Here is an 18,317-nt window from a genome sequence, read left to right as displayed (position 1 = left end):
GTTATTTTAACGGTTAAGAAAGGAAGTTAATACGATATGGCATACAAATTCAGATTACCAGAAATGGGTGAAGGACTGACCGAAGGGGATGTAGCTTCTTGGTTGGTAAAGGAAGGCGACCAAATTAAGGCCGACGACCCATTAATTGAAATTCAAACTGATAAGTCAACCACTCAATTGGTATCACCAGTTGACGGGACCGTTAAGACTTTGAACGTTAAGGAAGACGACCACGTTGAAAAGGGCGATGACCTGCTCCTAATCGATGATGGTAAGGACGGTGTAAGTACCAACGTTGAAGCCGAAGATGGTGACGACGATTCCGCTGATGAAGAAGCACCAGCAGAAGACGAAGCTCCGAAGGAAGAAGCAAAGGAATCTGCTGCTCCAGCTAAGGGTGGTGTCGCTCCATTAGCAGAACCAAACAAGCTGGTTATGGCAATGCCATCAGTTCGTCAATATGCTCGTGACAAGGGTGTTGACATTTCACTTGTTCAACCAAGTGGTAAGCACGGCCAAGTCCTGAAGGAAGACATTGATAACTTCAACGGTGCTGCCGCTGCTGCTCCAGCTAAGGGTGCTGCTGCCGCTGCTGCTCCTAAGGCTGCTGGTAATACCATTAAGCCTTACAAGGGTGCTGGCGAAGATGCTGAGACTCGGGAACCACTTTCCAATATGCGGAAGATCATTGCTAAGAACATGCGTAAGTCCGTTGACATTAGTCCAATGATTACATTACTGGATGATGTTGAAGTCTCTGCGATGATGGCTAACCGGAAGAAGTACAAGCCAGTTGCTGCTGATCAAGGGGTTCACTTGACATTCTTGCCATACGTTGTAAAGGCCCTGGTTGCTACAATGAAGAAGTTCCCAGAATTCAACTGCTCCATTGATGACAGCACAATGGAATTAGTTCAAAAGCACTACTACAACATTGGTATTGCTACGAACACTGACCACGGTCTGTATGTACCAAATATCAAGAAGGCTGACTCCAAGAGTATGATTGAAATTGCCAAGGAAATTGCTGATAATGCTCAAGCTGCCGAAGACAATAAGCTTTCACCAGATTCCATGGCCGGAACTTCAATGACTATTTCTAACATTGGTTCTATGCGTGGCAAGTGGTTCACACCAATTATCAACCAACCAGAAGTTGCTATCTTAGGTGTTGGTACCATTGCTACTGAACCAATTGTTAATGAAAAAGGTGAAATTGTAGTTGGTCACATGATGAAGTTATCATTAACCGTTGACCACCGTTTGATCGATGGTGGCTTAGGCCAAAACGCAATGAATTACCTGAAGAAGTTATTACACGACCCAGAATTGCTCGCTTTGGAGGCTTAATGTACTATGGCAGATGTTGAACAAAAGGATACAGTTATTGTTGGTGGAGGTCCCGGTGGCTATGTTGCCGCTATTCGGGCTTCTGAATTAGGCCAAAAGGTTACCCTGATTGAAAAGGGTGATCCAGGTCTTGGTGGTGTCTGCTTGAATGTTGGTTGTGTACCATCCAAGGCGCTAATTGCAGCTGGTCACCGTCTCCAAGAAGCTAAGGATTCTTCAACCTATGGTGTTTCCAAGACTGACGCAACGATTGACTTTAAGAAGACCCAGGAATGGAAGCAAAAGAAGGTTGTTGACCGGATGACCCGTGGGGTTAAGATGTTGCTGAAGAAGCACAAGGTTGAAATTATTGATGGCGAAGCTATCATGGATAACGACCACCAACTTCGGGTTATCAAGCCAGGTCCAAAGCAATTCATGGATAATGATGCCGGACGGACCATTACTTGGAAGAACTTGATTTTGGCAACTGGTTCTCGTCCAGTTGAAATTCCAAACTTTAAGTTTGAGGGTCGCGTAATTGACTCTACTGGTGGTCTTAACCTTCCCGAAATTCCAAAGGAATTAGTTGTTATTGGTGGGGGTTACATCGGTTCTGAATTAGCCGGTGCCTATGCTAACCTTGGTTCCCATGTAACGATCATTGAAGGCCTTCCTTCTATCTTAAACGGCTTTGACAAAGACATGGTTAAGGTTGTTGAAAAGAATATGAAGAAGAAGGGTATCGATATCATTACTGGTGCCATGGCTAAGAACTCCGAGCAAGACGATAACAGTGTTACTGTTACCTACGAAGTTGACGGTAAGGAAAGCTCTATTAAGGCTGACTACTGCATGGTTTCTGTTGGTCGGAAGCCAAACACCGACAACTTTGGCTTAGACATGACTAGTGTCAAGCTGAATGACCACCACCAAGTAATTGTTGACCAACAAGGTCGGACCAACGTTGACGGTATCTGGGCAATTGGTGATATTGTTCCAGGTCCAGCCCTGGCTCACAAGGCCTTCTTCGAAGCTAAGACCGCTGCTGGTGCTATTGCTGGTAAGAACACCGCTAATGACTGGGTTGGTGTTCCAGCTGTTTGCTTCACCGATCCTGAAATGGCTGAAGTCGGGATGAACGTTGACCAAGCCAAGGAGAAGGGAATTGAAGTAGCAACTGCCCAATTCCCATTCGCTGGTAATGCCCGGGCGGTTTCCCTGGATCAACCAGATGGCTTTGTTCGCCTAATCTACACCAAGGACGAAAAGAACGTTGTTGGTGCTCAGATTGTCGGCCCTGGCGCTAGTGACATGGCTGGTGAATTATCACTAATCGTTAACTGTGGTATGAACGTTGAAGATGTTGATTTGACGATTCACCCACACCCAACCCTTAATGAACCAATCCAAGAAGCAGCTGACATTGCTCTTGGCCTTCCAACCCATATCTAAATCAAAATAATACGTTGTGACTGTTATTAATTGACTCGCGACAACGTTAACTAAGTCCGTCTATTCGGTAAATAACTGGATAGACGGACTTTTTGATTGTCGTTATCTTTTTCCTCGTCAATTTATGGTTGCCACGATATAATAAGTAATAGTTGTAGAAAGGATGGTTAGCAATTGTGAAAGCGCAGAGTTATTCCTATCCCTTAGACCCGGAGTGGACAGTTGCCGAAATGACGACGGTAATCGATTTTTTCCGGGCAGTGGAAGACGCATATGAGGGTGGTGTTCAACGCCAGCACCTGTTGAAATGTTACCGCCAATTTCAAACGGTTGTTGGTAGCAAGATGCGTGAAAAGCAACTTGGCCGGCAATTTGCCAGCCAGTCTGGCTACCAGTTCTATCCGGTGGTAAAGCAAGCAATGAATTCTGAGCAGAAAATACTAAAGATGGTTGGCGATTAAGCGTGATTGATGAATTGAATAGTAAGGTTATTGAATTAATTAAAACGGTCAATGAGCGGACGTTAAGCCGGATGAAGGAACCCTTTAACGTTGCTACTAAGACTAACTATAATGACCTGGTAACGTCCGTCGATAAGGAGAATGAGCAGTATATTGATGACCACCTTCGTCAGCTCGATCCTGGTTGCCGCATCCTGAGTGAGGAAGGTTTTGGCACTAAAGATATTAGTGACCTGCGGGGACACCTCTGGATTGTTGACCCGATTGATGGGACCCTTAACTTTGTAAAACAACATGATCACTTCGGAATTATGCTAGCTCTTTATGTTGATGGCCAGCCTACGCTGGGTTACATTATGGATTGTACTAACCGTCGCCTATACCATGGTGGACCTGGTCGGGGCGTCTACGTTAACGGGCAAAAAATAACGGCCCCGGAAAACCTAGGCCTACGAGCGGGCTTGGTGGCGATTAGTAGTCCCCTGATTCTGGAGAATGTTCATCACTTGCCAGCAGTTGCTCAGGCCGCCAGTGGTCTACGGATGTACGGTAGTGCCGCAATGGAAATGACGGGAATACTAACCGGCGAACTAGTCGGTTACGTTTCCTACTTAAGGCCGTGGGATTTGGCTGCCGGTCGGGTAATGGCAGAAGAATTAGGACTAGTTGTCAAATCAATTGACGGGAGTAAGCCAGATGTGCTATCATCTAACCTTGTATTGGTAGCTACAAGACAAGTTAGCCAGGATGTACAAAAGATTACTGGCTAGTTGTTAAAGCTGTGACGAAATTGTCACAGTTTTTTTATGAAATCAACCCCGAATGAGTGTATACTTATCCAGGAGAATGATAGTAATGAAAGGAAGAATCAAGCTTTGAAAACACGTGACGACATTCGCAACATCGCGATTATTGCCCACGTTGACCACGGTAAGACCACGTTGGTCAACGAAATGTTGAAACAATCTGACACGTTGCCAGAACACTTCTCAATTGAAGACCGGGCAATGGATACCAACGCCATTGAACGTGAACGGGGTATTACTATCCTGTCAAAGAACACGGCCGTTAAGTACGGTGATTACCAAATCAACATTTTGGATACGCCCGGACACGCCGACTTTGGTGGTGAAGTAGAACGGGTTATGAAGATGGTCGATGGTGTTCTGCTGGTTGTTGATGCCTTCGAAGGTACCATGCCACAGACCCGGTTCGTTTTAAAGAAGGCCCTCGAACAACACTTGACACCAATCGTGGTTATTAACAAGGTTGACCGGAAGGGTGCCCGTCCAGAAGAAGTAGTCGACGAAGTTCTGGACCTCTTTATCGAATTAGGGGCCGACGAAGACCAACTGGACTTCCCAGTGATCTACACTTCTGCGATGAATGGTACTTCTAGTTATGATTCTGACATTTCAACGCAGAAGCACACGATGAAGCCATTGTTTGACACGATTATTAAGACGATCCCAGCACCAGTTGATAACTCAGATGAACCACTTCAATTCCAAGTGGCGATCTTGGATTACAACGACTTCGTTGGCCGGATCGGTATTGGTCGGGTCTTCCGTGGTAAGATCAAGGTCGGTGACACTGTTACCGTGCTGAAGCTTGATGGTACCAAGAAGAACTTCCGGGTTACAAAACTCTTTGGTTTCTTCGGCTTGAAGCGGTTGGAAATCAAGGAAGCTAAGGCCGGTGACCTGATCGCTGTTTCCGGTATGGAAGATATCAACGTTGGGGAAACGGTTGCTGACCCTGAACATCCAGAAGCATTAACGCCACTGCGGATTGATCCACCGACGTTACGGATGACTTTCCGGACCAACGATTCACCATTTGCCGGTCGGGAAGGTAAGTTCGTGACTGCTCGTCAGTTGGAAGACCGCCTGAAGCGTGAAATGCAGACTGATGTTTCGCTGAAGGTCGAGGATACCGATGATCCAGGTGCGTGGACTGTTTCTGGTCGTGGTGAATTACACCTGTCCATCTTAATCGAAACGATGCGGCGCGAAGGATACGAGTTGTCTGTCTCTCGTCCAGAAGTTATTTACCGTGAAATCGACGGGACAATGTGCGAACCATTTGAAGAGGTTCAAGTTGATACCCCTGATGAATACACCGGTTCAATCATCGACAGTCTTTCCAAGCGGAAGGGTGAAATGAAGAACATGGAACCTTCCCAAAATGGTCAAACCCGGTTGATCTTCTTAGTTCCTTCTCGTGGTTTGATTGGTTACTCCACTGAGTTTATGACCTTAACTCGTGGTTACGGTATCCTGAGTCATACCTTTGAAAAGTATGCTCCGGTTATCAAGAACTGGAACCCTGGTCGTCAAAAGGGGACGTTGGTTTCCATGAACGCCGGTAAGGCTACTACCTACGCCATGATGGGGATTGAAAGTCGTGGTAAGTTACTGATCGATCCTGGTACGGAAGTTTACGAGGGAATGATCGTTGGTGAAAACAGCCGTGAAAACGATATTACTGTTAATATCACCAAGGGTAAGAACCTGACTAACGTTCGTGCGGCTGGTTCTGATGAAATGGCCCACATCAAGACGCCAACTCACTTATCACTCGAAGAATCACTGGAATTCTTAAATGAAGATGAATACTGTGAGGTTACTCCGGAAAACATCCGGTTACGGAAGCAAATCCTGAACACGAATGCTCGTGAAAAGGCTGCTAAGCGTCGTAAGGCCGCTACACGGAAGTAAAAATAAGTTAACTATTGGGGACTTTTACGGGGATGGCTCGTAAGGGTCCTTTTTAATTTGAAAGATTATTTAACAGTTAGTGGGAAACAATAATGTTATAATAAATTCTGTATTTTAGTGATTAGGTAGGTGGCAGTCAATAAATGAAGAAGTTAGTCGTTCGCCGGCTACCGCTCCAGGCGGCCTGGCATAATATGCGCTACTGTGATTATTACCTATTGGTACCATACCTCGCCCTGTGCCTGGTGGGAATCGTAATGGTGTATTCATCTAGCGCTGGAATTGAAATGCAAAATGGAGGAAGTCCAACCGGCTATCTAATCAAACAGGCCAGTTACGCAATTCTTGGCGCTGGCTGTGTCTTTTTCTTTGCTAATTTACCGATGCGGTTTTTACGGACCCGGCGCTTTTTAAAGTATTCAACCTTTATTATGTTTTTCCTGCTAGCAATTGTCCTGGTCGTTGGTCGGGCAGTTAATGGTGCTAAGGGTTGGCTTTCGCTGGGGCCGATTAACCTCCAACCGGCGGAATTTTGTAAATTATACTTTATTTTGTACCTGTCTGACCGGATGGCGCGTGCTCGGCAACGGGGGGCGCACTTCCTTGATTCGAGTGCAGCGGTCGGCCCACTATTGTTTGCCCTGGTATTCCTGCTGCTTATCCTGGCCCAACCGGATACTGGTGGTTTTGCGATCAATGCCGCCATCATTATTGTAATGATGTTGGCCTGTGACTTTCGGTGGGCGTACGGGATTGGGGCCATCATCGGTTTCCCTACGGTTGGTTACTTCCTAATGGAAAAGGCAGTCGAAAGTGGCTTCTTTCATGGCGGTTACCGGAGCCAGCGCTTCATTGCCTTTATGAACCCTTTTGGTAACGCCAGCGGTTCTGGGAGTCAGTTAGTAAATTCCTATTACGCAATCAGTAATGGGGGCGTCTTTGGTGTCGGCCTGGGGAATAGTATCCAAAAGATGGGCTACCTTCCGGAACCCAATACGGACTTTATTATGGCAATTACCAGTGAAGAATTGGGACTCGTTGGTATTACGGTCATTTTAGGGGTACTCTTGTGCCTGATCTGCCGGATTATCTTAGTCGGAGTTCGGAGCCGGTCACTTTACCATACCCTAATCTGCTATGGAACGGCGACCTTTATGATGGTTGAAACCTTCTTCAACATCGGTGGGGTTTTAGGAATCTTACCGATTACCGGGGTGACTTTCCCCTTTATTTCTTATGGTGGTTCTAGTATGTTAGTACTTTCGAGTGCGGTGGGAATCATTATGAACATTAGTATGCAGCAAAATAGGGACCGGATGCAGGTTGGTCATCCCTTTGTTCAAACGGAAGGAAGTGGCAGGTAGTGTTTGAATTAACACCACGGCGGGCGTTAATTGTTCGAATCTCCAGTAACCGGGCCGTGCGGAGTCTTCGTCACTATGGTCTGGTCCGTTATGTTTCGCGGCGCATGCACTACGTTGTGCTGTACGTTGACCAAGAAAAGATTCCGGAAATCACAGCACGCTTGAAGAAATTGCGGGCGGTTCGGTCGATTGAACTGTCCTATCGTCCGGACCTTGATCCAACCTTAACGGATCTGGAGGAGACCGGGCTTTATCGATTACATGATGAGGATGATCAAGAATGAGAATTGTATCTGGTAAATTTGGTGGCCGGCGGTTGAGTGCAGTCCCCGGGATGGCCACTCGACCAACAACCGATAAGGTTAAAGAGGCCTTGTTCAACATTATCGGCCCCTACTTTGATGGGGGAACTAGCCTTGACCTTTTTGGTGGCAGTGGTGGCCTCAGTATCGAGGCAGTTTCGCGGGGGGTAGAGACCGCCGTAATAGTTGACCGCCAGTATCAGGCGATTAAAACGATTAAGAAAAACATTGCAGTCACTAAGCACCCGGAACAATTTACCGTTTTTAAAATGGATGCAAATAAGGCATTGACGGTGCTGGCCAAGAAGGGTTATTCTTTTGACCTCGTCTTTTTAGATCCGCCGTATGCCAAACAACAAATTAAGAAAAACATGCTAGCGATGGCGGAAAAGCGCCTATTATCTTCGGGGGCCCTGATTGTGGCAGAAACCGACGAAACTGCCCACCTCCCACTTGAAGATTGGGCGGCGTTTAGTTTTATCAAGCGCCAATCATATGGGATTACCTTTTTGACCATTTACCGCTATCAAAAGGAGGAAAAGTAGGAAAATGAAAGTTGCTTTATTTCCAGGAACCTTTGATCCATTGACGTTAGGACACTTGGACCTGATTAAACGGGGCAGTGCTTTGTTTGACCAATTAGCCGTAGCAGTTATGACTAATGAAAGTAAGCACCCACTGTTCACGGTCGAAGAACGGGTTGCCCAAGTTAAGGAAGCGACTAGTGGACTGGCCAACGTCTCCGTAATTACGGCGGAGGGACTAACCGTTGACCTGATGAATCGGATCGGTGCGGATTACCTGATGCGGGGCTTGCGGAATGGTAATGATTTCCAGTATGAACGGGATATCGCTGCGATGAATAACTACCTTGATGATCAGTGTGAAACGGTCTTCTTTTTGGCCAAGCCAGAGTACCAGCACCTGTCCAGTAGTTTGTTGAAAGAAGTGACCTCTGCTGGTGGCGACATCTCGGCATACTTACCGGCCAACATTAACGAGGCCCTAAAGAAGCGGCTTGAGGAACGACAATTAATGCAGGTAAAGGAACACAATGAAAAGACAAGATAGACGAATACTGCGGTGGATTGGGGTAATACTGGCCCTGGTCCTCTTTGTTGGTTGGGCACTACTGTGGCCCTTGAATTCTTATATTGAAGCACCAGGAAATGCTAGTAATCTCCGCTCCTTTGTCAAAATTAAGGGGCATCCAGACCCGGGAAAGGGAAGCTTTATGATTACCTCTGTGGCCCTTCAACAGGCCCGGCCGGCGACATATGTAATGGCCAAGATGGTACCGTACCTATCGATTGAAAAGGCCGATGATGTCACTGGCGGACAGAGTAGCGCAACCTTTGACCGCGTTCAAAAATTTTACATGCAAAGCTCGATTAATGAGGCAATTGCAGTGGCCTTCCGTCAAGCGGGCAGGCCGGTTCATAAAAAGTATCTGGGTATCTATGTCCTACAGGTACAGCCTAATTCTAAATTTAAGGGGGCTATCCGGGTCGGTGACACGATTACTAAGGTTAATGGTCACCACTTTAACACGGCCCAGGGTTACCAAAAGTATATTGGTAAGCAAAAGGTAGGGACCCCGTTGGCAGTGACTTATCGACGGAACGGTCATGAACATACCACGACCCACCGCTTGGTCCGGTTGACTAGTAGCCGGTCCGGGATTGGGATCATGCTGACTAACAATATGCAGGTAACGACGAAGCCCCGGGTGGTCGTTGATCCCGGTCAACTTGGTGGTCCTTCTGGCGGCTTGATGTTTACCCTCCAGATTTACCAGCAGATCAGTGGTCACGACCTCCAGCGAGGACGAAAGGTGGCTGGTACTGGGACAATTGATGCTGATGGTCATGTGGGTGAAATTGGTGGTATTGATAAGAAGGTAATTGCCGCTCACCGGGCGGGAGCAACAATTTTCTTTGCACCATACATTAAGCCGACTAAGTTAATTTTGAAATACGAAGAAGGCCATCAGACTAACTATCAACTAGCCAAAAAGACGGCTAAAAAGTACGCCCCTGGAATGAAGGTTGTTCCGGTGACGAGCTTCAAACAGGCCGTTCACTATTTGGAAAATACGAAGTAAGCAAACTTGTGACATTTTTAAAATGTCACAAGTTTTTTTATTATTCTCCCGTATTTATCTTAAGGGGGGATGGTTAATGGAAAAACTAAAAGAATTGTGGGAGCTTTACCGTTCTCAGATTATTATGGGACTGGTGATCCTAGTTGGATTAGTAGTAGTGATTGGTCAACGGGTGACTAGTTCACATGCTGTGGACGCGCCGGCTGCTACTACAATGAGTAGTACTGCTTCGTCTTCACCGACTGCGCCGTCAATGTCGGGTAGACAGCCCCAGCGGATCTGTGTCGATGTCAAGGGCGCCGTCAAGCAGCCCGGAATTTATTATTTTAAGCACGGCGCGCGGGTTGTCGAAGCACTGCGGGCGGCTGGTGGTCAACTACCAAATGCCGAGATGAAGGCCGTCAACTTAGCCAAAGAATTGACTGACCAGCAGGTAGTTTATATCCCAACAGTTGGTGAACAAGTGGCCCCGGCGCCGGGAAGTGAACAGGCTACTAGTAGTGATACTGGTACTTCCTCCGGCAAGGCGCCGATTAATATCAATACAGCCAGTAAGGAACAGCTCTGTCAGATCACCGGAATCGGGGATAAGAAGGCCGATTTAATAATTGCGTACCGTCAAGAACACGGGCAATTTAAGAGTGTTGATGAGCTAACGCAGGTTTCGGGCTTTGGTGAAAAAACGGTTGCGAAGATTAAAGATCAAGTTGCTGTCTAAGTATTGGCTAATGATTAATTTTTGCTATACTAAACTTAATGTAAGGGAGTGATTAAATGAAACAACGAATTGACTGGGATCAGTACTTTATGATTCAGGCGGCACTACTGGCCTCCCGGAGTACTTGTAACCGTCTATCAGTTGGGGCCGTCCTGGTTCGTGACAAGCGGATTATTGCGGGGGGCTATAACGGTTCCGTCTCTGGTGATGATCACTGTATCGATAAGGGCTGTTACCTTCGTGATGGTCACTGTGTACGGACAATCCATGCCGAGATGAATGCCATGTTGCAGTGTGCCAAGTTTGGTATCTCAACCGATGGTGCTAGCTTGTACGTCACCGATTTTCCATGTCTGCAGTGTACAAAGAGCTTGCTGCAAGCGGGAATTCGTGAAATTAATTACATCCGTAACTACCACAATGATGACTATGCAATGAAATTAATCAAGCTGAAGGGCGTCCGTTTACGTCAAATTAAATTAGATAGCAATATTTTGGATGAAGTCCACCTGGGTCAATACATTGATCCACAGGTGGCCCCCAAGTAGATTCGACATTACTGGGTATTTCCGTCCTTACTGGCGGGACTCTTCGCAACTTTTCTCATTAAGCCACGGTTTTGCTTAGGAATTAGTCTCCTGTGGTTGTTATGGCGGATCAATTGTTTAAAACGGGCCCGGGTGATGTTAGTTTCACTACTGGTTACCGGGATAGTCGGCCTGGTAACGGTGCTTAATTTGAGCTGGGCTAACCGCTGGCGACTTTCCCAGCCGCGCGCGGTTGAGCAGACGATCTTGGTAATGCCGGATAATCTCCAGGTCAATGGTAGCCTTGTTATGGGAACCGGGATTGATCAGGATAGTGGCCAGGGGGAGACGTTTACGTACCGGGTTCGGAATAAGGCCGAATTAGAGCGGCTATCGGCCCCCACATTGCCCACTCGTTGGCGGATTAGTGGGACACTCCAGCCAATACTACCGGCAACTAATGACCAGCAGTTTGATAGCCGCTTTTATTACCAACAGCGCCGAATTTATAACGAACTACGGGTTAAACAGGTAGTCCAGGTTAAGGCCTGTCCGGTAGTGAATATTCAACAGGCGTGTCACGTTTTAAGGTATCGTCTAATTACCTATTTCAAGACGCTCCCGGCGCCGTTAGCTGGTTACTGCCAGCAACTCATTGTTGGTAGTAATACCGCTAGTGATCAGAAGCTGACACAGGCGGTGCAGCGGCTGGGCGTTATCCACCTGTTCTGTATTTCTGGAATGCACATCATTTTACTAACGAGCCTTATTCGCTTTATAGGCACTTACTTGTGGCTGGAGCGGGAATGGGTTGACCGGATCTTGTTAGTCAGCTTACCACTGTACCTAATTATTGGTGGTGGGTCGACGAGCTTAATTCGGGCGGTAATAATGGCGGAGGTAGCCCTCTGCCAGGATTTATTGAAGCTTGATGCCTTAGATGGGTGGGGATTAAGTCTTATTATTGGCCTGCTTTGGAATCCCTACCTACTTTTTAACCTGGGTGGCCAGCTAAGCTATTTACTGTCGCTCACTCTTCAGGTGCTTGCACGTGCGATTCATGGACTACGCCTGTGCTGGTATTTAAGTCTCTTAAGTTTACCGGTAATTTTATACCATGTTTTTGAATTTCATCTTCTTAGCCTGGTTGCTAGTTACGTAATGATTCCCTGCTTCTCGGTAGCTATTTTTCCAGTGGTGTTAATTAGTGCGGCGACCTATTGGTTATGTCCGTTGGTAGGGGGGATTGTTAATTCAACGCTTGTTTTAACCCAGCAATTTTTGTGTTGGTGTGCCCAACTACCTGGTGAGGTCCACTTTGGCAAGCCACCTTTTGCCGGGGCACTTATCATCTTTTTATTGACATTAACGCTAGTTGAAAAAGCAAATTGGCCAAAACGGTTTATACTACTCCTAGCGTACTTAAGCTGTTTTGTACTGATTCATTTCCCGTTAACGGGTGAGGTTACCTTCATTGATATCGGTCAAGGTGACAGTATTCTGATTCGCACGCCGCTTAACCGCCGTGTTATGCTAATTGATACGGGTGGTAAGGTGATCTTTAAACAGCCACAGTGGGCCCGGGTAACTAGTCGAACTGATCTGGCCCAGCGGGTGACGGTTAATTACCTTAAAAGTCACGGTATTCACCGAATCGATACTATTTATCTTAGCCACCATGATGCGGATCATATCGGTTATCTACCGACATTATTAACAGCAATGCCGGTTTCAAAGATAGTGGTACCGGCAGGGATGGAACGACAAGCAGCTTTTATCCGTCGGCTACAGGTTAGTGATTTTAAAGGACGGGTAGTGCCAGCAACGGATCAACTAAATGTTGACCCCGAGCTTCAAATTGTGCATCCCTTTAGAGCGGGTCAGGCGCAAAATGAGGATTCGCTGGTGTTAGCCGGTAGCTTTGGGGGCCAGCGCTTTTTATTTACGGGGGATTTAGACCGGCCAAATGAACTGGCAATTTTAGAAAAGTATCCCCAGCTCCGGGCGGATGTACTTAAATTGGGTCACCACGGCAGTAAGACGGCTAGTGATCCGCAGTTTTTAAGCCGGCTGGAGGTAAAACAGGGGATTATTTCAGCCGGGCGGTTTAATCGTTACCACCATCCTAGTGATGAAGTGGTTGCCCAGTTACGAACGGCGCAGATTAAAGCCTGGTCTACCCAGCAGTACGGAATGATCAAGTACCTGTATTCTTCTAAACATTATGGATGGTGGCAGACAACATTAAAGGGGGATGAACTTCGGTGGACGTTACCGAACTCACTAAACAATTAAAAACTGCAGCGCCAGCAATGGTATACCTGATTTTGGGGACTCAGCAGGTCCTCCAGCAGGCGGCGGTGGATAGCTTCCTTCAACTAATTCCGGCGGATCAACGGGTAATGAACGTGGGACGTTATGACATGGAAGTAACACCAGTGGCGAGTGCGCTAGATGATGCGATGGCGGCGCCCTTTTTTGGTGAACGCCGGTTAGTATTGATTAATAAACCGTATTTCTTTACGGCTGAAAAGAAGGGGACGAAGGTTGAACACGACCTTGACTCACTCGCTAACTACCTCGCTCATCCGGAACCTTCGACGGTATTAGTCTTTCTAGCACCCTATGAGAAACTAGATGGTCGTAAAAAGATCGTTAAGGAACTAAAGAAGGTGGCGGTGACCGTTAGTGCCGCACCGTTGGATGAGCGGGCAGCGCGTCAACAGGTAGTTGCTCAGTTATCTGCTGCCGATTTTCAGATCGATGATGATGCCTTGGAAACGCTAGTTCAGCGGACGAATGCGGACTTTGGATTGATGATGGCTAACCTGACTAAGCTTAAAATTCTGGCTTACCAGGAGAAGCGAATTACTAAGTCCATGGTGACGGAATTAGTTCCCCAGTCATTAGATGATAATGTTTTTGACCTGGTGACGGCAGTGTTGCGTCGTGACCAAGTCCGCTCGTTGGAACTCTACCAGCAGTTATTAGCGGGACAAAAGCAACCGTTACAAATTAATGCGGTTTTGGTGAGCCAGTTCCGGCTGCTAATTCAACTAAAAGTACTGGTCCAACGCGGACTTAGTCAGGGGAGCATGGCCAGTAAATTAAACGTTCATCCGTACCGCGTAAAACTAGGCTTACGGACAGTTCGTCAATTTACGTTGGCTAGTCTCAATAATGCTTTTCTGGGACTAATTGAAATTGAGCGACAGCTTAAAACGACCCAGCGTGACCCTGAGTTATTGTTTCAACTATTCTTACTACGGTACAGTCGCTAAAATAGTAAAGTAGTTTACCAAGAGTATAAAAATAACCGCTAGTGTTCGAAAATGAATACTAGCGGTTATTTTAATGTATGTTTTTAGAAAGAAAAAAGGCAACTCCGATAAGTTGCCTTAACAAAACTCACTACTTGTTGTAACGAGCTGACAGACGAGACTTATCCCGTGCTGCTTTGTTAGCCTTGATAAGACCCTTTGAGTGGGCACGGTCAATTGCTGAAATAGCATCCTTGTATAACTTGTCAAGGTCGCCTTCACCAGCAAGCTTGGCCTTGTCGAACTTCTTAATAGCAGTCCGCATATGGCTTAATTGGGAAGCGTTACGTGCTTCGGCCTTTTCACTAGTCTTAACACGTTCAATCGCTGATTTGATAATTGGCATGAGTTTCACCTCCGTTACCCGGTATTCAGTTGACCAGAATTTTCAACATTTGTCATTATACAAAAGACTGGCCAGCATTGCAATAGTTTCAAGCCAATAGGCATAGAATCACTTAAAGAGTTGCAAAATAACGCTAAATGCCGTATATTGTTAAAGACCGCTTATATTGCGGCATTGCCTCTTCTCAGTTTGGCGATCCTCACCGACGTCGTACTTAGAACTAGGCAGACCTAATTATTTGAAAGGTGGGAAATGATCATGGCTCTTTCTAAAGAACGCAAGGATCAAATTATTAAGCAATTCGCAACTCATGAAGGTGACACTGGTTCTACTCAAGTTCAAGTCGCTGTTTTAACTGCTGACATTAACGAACTGAACGAACACCTTCGGACACACAAGCACGATTACCACTCACAACGTGGTCTGATGAAGAAGATCGGTCACCGTCGTAACCTGTTAGCTTACTTACGTCGGACTGACCTTCCTGCTTACCGTGAATTGATTAAGGAATTAGGTTTACGTCGTTAATCCTATTTTCCAGAGCACGCCAGCATTTGCTTGGCGTGCTTTTATTTTTTTAGCTTACTTTGGTTTCCATAGTCAACATTGAATGTGGTAAGATGTTAATAGCTATTATGGACGAATAAATTCGCTTAGTTAATTACCCTAATGCGAGCTATTAAAATAAAAGGAGCCGATTTAATGAGTAAGATTAAAATTATCCCCTTTGGTGGGGTTCGTGAGAATGGCAAGAATATGTATGCGGTCGAGGTTAATGACCAGATCTTTATCTTAGACGTGGGGCTAAAGTACCCCGAAAATGAACTGATGGGAATTGATGTGGTTATTCCAGACTGGGAATACCTTCGTCAGCATAAGGATAAGATTGTTGGTGTTTTCTTGACCCACGGGCATGCCGACTCAATTGGGGCGCTACCATATTTTCTGATGGACTTTAATGTGCCGGTCTTTGGTAGTGAAATGACGATTGCGCTGGCCAAGTTAGCGGTCAAGAAGCATAAAGAGGTTAAAAAGTTTAAAGACTTTCACGTGGTTGACGCTGCAACGGCGATTGACTTTAACGACGTCACCGTTTCCTTTTTCCAGACTACCCATACAATCCCTGAAACACTGGGCATCGTCTTAGAGACGGATGAGGGAAACATTGTTTACACTGGTGACTTTAAGTTTGACCAAACGGCTACCAAGGGCTACCAGACCGATTTAGCACGGCTAGCTGAGGTTGGCTCTCAGGGTGTCCTAGCATTGCTGAGTGATTCGGCTGGTGCTGGGATTACCGGCGCATCGTCACGGGAAAAAGATATTGGTGAGTACATTAAAGAAACGTTTAAGTACCAAGATGGCCGAATTATTGTAGCTAGTGTTGCTTCTAATATCATGCGGGTTCAGCAAATCATTAATGCAGCGGTTGCGGTTAACCGTAAATTGGTCTTGTCTGGTAGTGATATTGAACAGATCATTGATACGGCAATGGACCTTGGTAAGTTAAAGCTACCACAAGACTTACTTATTAGCATGAAAGAGGCCGATAAGTTAGACCCTAGCCAAGTGGTGATCTTAGAAACCGGGAAGATGGGTGAACCGATTAAGTCACTGCAGCAAATTGCTAATGGCGATAATCCAAAGATCAAACTTACCGATAATGACCTGGTCTTTGTTACGACGACCCCATCTTACGCGCAGGAAACCGAGGTCCAAAAGACGAAGGATATGATTTACCGGACCGGGGCAGAAGTTAAGTTTATTTCAGACGACTTAAATCCTTCCGGTCATGCCAACCAGAATGACCAGCAATTAATGCTGAACTTCATGAAGCCGAAGTACTTTATCCCAATTCAGGGTGAATACCGGTTGTTAGACCGGCACGCGGAACTAGCAGAAGAGGTTGGAATTGCACCTGATCACATCTTCCTGACTAATAAGGGGGATGTACTAGTTTATGAAAATGGTGAATTCCACGTTGGTGAACACCTTGACGTCGGCAACACGATGATTGATGGTACCGGAATTGGTGACATTGGAAATATTGTGCTTCGTGACCGGCGGGTATTATCTGAAGATGGGATCTTTGTCGTGGTGGCAACCATTGACCGTAAAAAGAAGAAAATTGTTGCGCGGCCACAGATTACTTCACGGGGATTTGTCTTTGTTAAGACGAACCGGCAACTAATGAAGCAAAGTGCCGACCTGGTTGAAAAGGTGGTTCAAGATAACCTGGATCAAAAGGAATTTGATTGGGGGCACCTGAAGCAAGATGTTCGCGAAAAACTCAACCGTTTCCTCTTTGACCAGACGAAGCGGCACCCGGTTATTCTTCCTGTCATTATGGAAATCAACCAGCATGCTAAGAAGAAGTCCAAGGCAAACAATGGTGAGAAAAAGGCAGAAAAGTCAAATAACCATAAGAAGGAACGTCACCACGGTCGTGGCCGTGGGCGTAAGCACCAGGCAGAGAAGGTCAATCAACAAAGTAAATAATAGTTAAAGCAAGTGGGGTTGTCGGCAAAGTTGCCGCGACCCCGCTTTGTAGCTCAAAGGAGGGGCTGTATGGACGAAGAACAGGCAAAACAATATCAAAAGGCCCAGCACCTAATTGCTGAGAAACAGTGGCTAGCGGCCGCGGCAATCTTGGAAGAGTTGATTAATAAGGCCCCCAATGATGAAGTGACTAAAAAACTCGTTTGGGCACTATATCAGGCACAACAATTTGCCCGGGCCTTTGTCTACTTTGTGGAGCAACCGGCCGTTTTTACTAGTGAACGTCAGGATGCGGAATTAGCGGTCCGGTTGCTTTTACATAACCAATCATATATCGCAGCACGTCTTTTCATTAATGAATTACCACTGGCATGGCAAACACCCTTGCTATCCTTAGTAGTTGACAGTGAGAACCAAGCACGGGAAAAGTACCAGACGACATTACAAACGCGGTTACGTTCCTTTTACCATCTTGGTGATTGCTCGTTAGCAGAGCAACAAGAGCGGGTGAGCGACGCCCAGCAACTGCCACTGCAAGAATATTTGACGGGAGCCCAATTTCTCCTTCGGGATCCATTTACACACCAGTTGATTAAGGCATCGCTAGTTGATACCCTCCGCCAGCTAGGGGTAGATGAACAAGTGACGGTTCGCTGGTTAGATGGTCAAGAATATCAACTTGTCCCGGCGGATGTATTAGCAATTGATGAGCAACCTGTCGTTCGCGAGTTGCGTGCCCGTCTGGCAGCTGAATTAGGTAATCAGAATCCAAGTGAATTGCAGTTGGCAAACCAGGAACTTCAGATGCAGCTGATGATTCTCTATCCCCTGATTGAGCAAAAAATTACCGATGCAACTGGCTGGATTCAGTACTTGATTGCCAGAATTAGGGGTGAACAAGTAGCAACAAACCCGGCGATCGAGCAGCTTCAGGGCCAATTGAGTAAGATAATTGATGATTTAAGTCAAAAAGATTAGCAATTTTATTTACAAATTGGTTGAGAGTTGATATGATATTTAAGAATTCTTCTTCAAGCCTTTGATATAAGAACTTTCAATTGGCGAAAAGAAGTAGTACAATACCCATAGAGGTGTGTCAGTCATTCTTTTGGGACGACTGGCATTATACTTGTAAATTATCAGGAGGTTTTCATTAATGGCTGAAAAAGAAC

The 18,317-nt window shown here is 46.2% G+C and carries 18 protein-coding genes; 17 read left to right on the top strand and 1 reads right to left on the bottom strand.

Going from position 1 to position 18,317, the window contains the following annotated elements:
• The first annotated feature begins 36 nt into the window (after positions 1-36).
• The 14 genes from ACI31H_RS06775 to holA all read left to right on the top strand — a co-directional run bounded on the left by ACI31H_RS06775 (position 37) and on the right by holA (position 14,261).
• Positions 37-1,350: a 2-oxo acid dehydrogenase subunit E2 gene (locus ACI31H_RS06775; protein ID WP_439771224.1), complete on the top strand. Its 1,314-nt coding sequence runs from the start codon at positions 37-39 to the stop codon at positions 1,348-1,350.
• 6 nt (positions 1,351-1,356) lie between these two features.
• Entirely contained in the window at positions 1,357-2,784 is a 1,428-nt protein-coding gene (gene lpdA / locus ACI31H_RS06770; RefSeq protein WP_439771223.1) for a dihydrolipoyl dehydrogenase, read from the top strand.
• Positions 2,785-2,960: 176 nt separating this feature from the next.
• Positions 2,961-3,245: a UPF0223 family protein gene (locus tag ACI31H_RS06765; protein ID WP_439771222.1), complete on the top strand. Its 285-nt coding sequence runs from the start codon at positions 2,961-2,963 to the stop codon at positions 3,243-3,245.
• Positions 3,246-3,247: 2 nt separating this feature from the next.
• Positions 3,248-4,015, top strand: a complete 768-nt coding sequence (locus tag ACI31H_RS06760; protein WP_439771221.1) for an inositol monophosphatase family protein — start codon at positions 3,248-3,250, stop codon at positions 4,013-4,015.
• A 105-nt stretch (positions 4,016-4,120) separates the two neighbouring features.
• Positions 4,121-5,965: a translational GTPase TypA gene (gene typA, locus ACI31H_RS06755; protein ID WP_439771220.1), complete on the top strand. Its 1,845-nt coding sequence runs from the start codon at positions 4,121-4,123 to the stop codon at positions 5,963-5,965.
• Positions 5,966-6,108: 143 nt separating this feature from the next.
• On the top strand, positions 6,109-7,329 hold the full coding sequence (locus ACI31H_RS06750) for an FtsW/RodA/SpoVE family cell cycle protein (protein ID WP_439771219.1): 1,221 nt from the start codon (positions 6,109-6,111) through the stop codon (positions 7,327-7,329).
• Positions 7,329-7,613, top strand: coding sequence for a YlbG family protein (locus ACI31H_RS06745; protein WP_439771218.1), 285 nt, complete (start codon positions 7,329-7,331; stop codon positions 7,611-7,613). The genes ACI31H_RS06750 and ACI31H_RS06745 overlap by 1 nt, the downstream gene beginning before the upstream one ends.
• Complete coding sequence (gene rsmD, locus ACI31H_RS06740) at positions 7,610-8,176, top strand: 16S rRNA (guanine(966)-N(2))-methyltransferase RsmD (protein ID WP_439771217.1); 567 nt, start codon at positions 7,610-7,612, stop codon at positions 8,174-8,176. The genes ACI31H_RS06745 and rsmD overlap by 4 nt, the downstream gene beginning before the upstream one ends.
• A 4-nt stretch (positions 8,177-8,180) precedes the next feature.
• Entirely contained in the window at positions 8,181-8,702 is a 522-nt protein-coding gene (gene coaD / locus ACI31H_RS06735; RefSeq protein ID WP_439771216.1) for a pantetheine-phosphate adenylyltransferase, read from the top strand.
• Positions 8,686-9,735: a SepM family pheromone-processing serine protease gene (locus ACI31H_RS06730; RefSeq protein ID WP_439771215.1), complete on the top strand. Its 1,050-nt coding sequence runs from the start codon at positions 8,686-8,688 to the stop codon at positions 9,733-9,735. The genes coaD and ACI31H_RS06730 overlap by 17 nt, the downstream gene beginning before the upstream one ends.
• A gap of 76 nt (positions 9,736-9,811) precedes the next feature.
• Positions 9,812-10,453: a helix-hairpin-helix domain-containing protein gene (locus tag ACI31H_RS06725; protein WP_439771214.1), complete on the top strand. Its 642-nt coding sequence runs from the start codon at positions 9,812-9,814 to the stop codon at positions 10,451-10,453.
• 56 nt (positions 10,454-10,509) lie between these two features.
• A complete protein-coding gene (locus tag ACI31H_RS06720) occupies positions 10,510-11,001 on the top strand; it encodes a ComE operon protein 2 (protein ID WP_439771213.1) in 492 nt (163 codons plus the stop codon).
• Complete coding sequence (locus ACI31H_RS06715; RefSeq protein WP_439771241.1) at positions 11,002-13,275, top strand: DNA internalization-related competence protein ComEC/Rec2; 2,274 nt, start codon at positions 11,002-11,004, stop codon at positions 13,273-13,275.
• Complete coding sequence (gene holA / locus ACI31H_RS06710; protein ID WP_439771212.1) at positions 13,245-14,261, top strand: DNA polymerase III subunit delta; 1,017 nt, start codon at positions 13,245-13,247, stop codon at positions 14,259-14,261. Before ACI31H_RS06715 ends, holA begins: the two co-directional genes overlap by 31 nt.
• Positions 14,262-14,391: 130 nt before the next feature.
• On the opposite strand, the gene rpsT is transcribed toward holA, so the two are convergent.
• Positions 14,392-14,646: a 30S ribosomal protein S20 gene (gene rpsT, locus ACI31H_RS06705; protein ID WP_283587887.1), complete on the bottom strand. Its 255-nt coding sequence runs from the start codon at positions 14,644-14,646 to the stop codon at positions 14,392-14,394.
• Between the two features lie 258 nt (positions 14,647-14,904).
• Between rpsT and rpsO the strand changes: the two genes are divergently transcribed.
• The 3 genes from rpsO to ACI31H_RS06690 all read left to right on the top strand — a co-directional run bounded on the left by rpsO (position 14,905) and on the right by ACI31H_RS06690 (position 18,123).
• Entirely contained in the window at positions 14,905-15,174 is a 270-nt protein-coding gene (rpsO, locus tag ACI31H_RS06700; RefSeq protein WP_003711721.1) for a 30S ribosomal protein S15, read from the top strand.
• 174 nt (positions 15,175-15,348) lie between these two features.
• Positions 15,349-17,145 carry a ribonuclease J gene (locus tag ACI31H_RS06695; protein WP_439771211.1) on the top strand — a complete coding sequence of 599 codons (1,797 nt, stop codon included), beginning with the start codon at positions 15,349-15,351 and terminating at the stop codon, positions 17,143-17,145.
• Between the two features lie 69 nt (positions 17,146-17,214).
• A complete protein-coding gene (locus tag ACI31H_RS06690) occupies positions 17,215-18,123 on the top strand; it encodes a hypothetical protein (protein WP_439771210.1) in 909 nt (302 codons plus the stop codon).
• Positions 18,124-18,317: the final 194 nt, after the last annotated feature.

It is taken from the genome of Limosilactobacillus sp. (assembly GCF_051873035.1).
GTDB lineage: Bacteria > Bacillota > Bacilli > Lactobacillales > Lactobacillaceae > Limosilactobacillus.
Note: the sequence above shows the minus strand (reverse complement) of the source record. Positions and strands in the feature narration are given on the sequence as shown.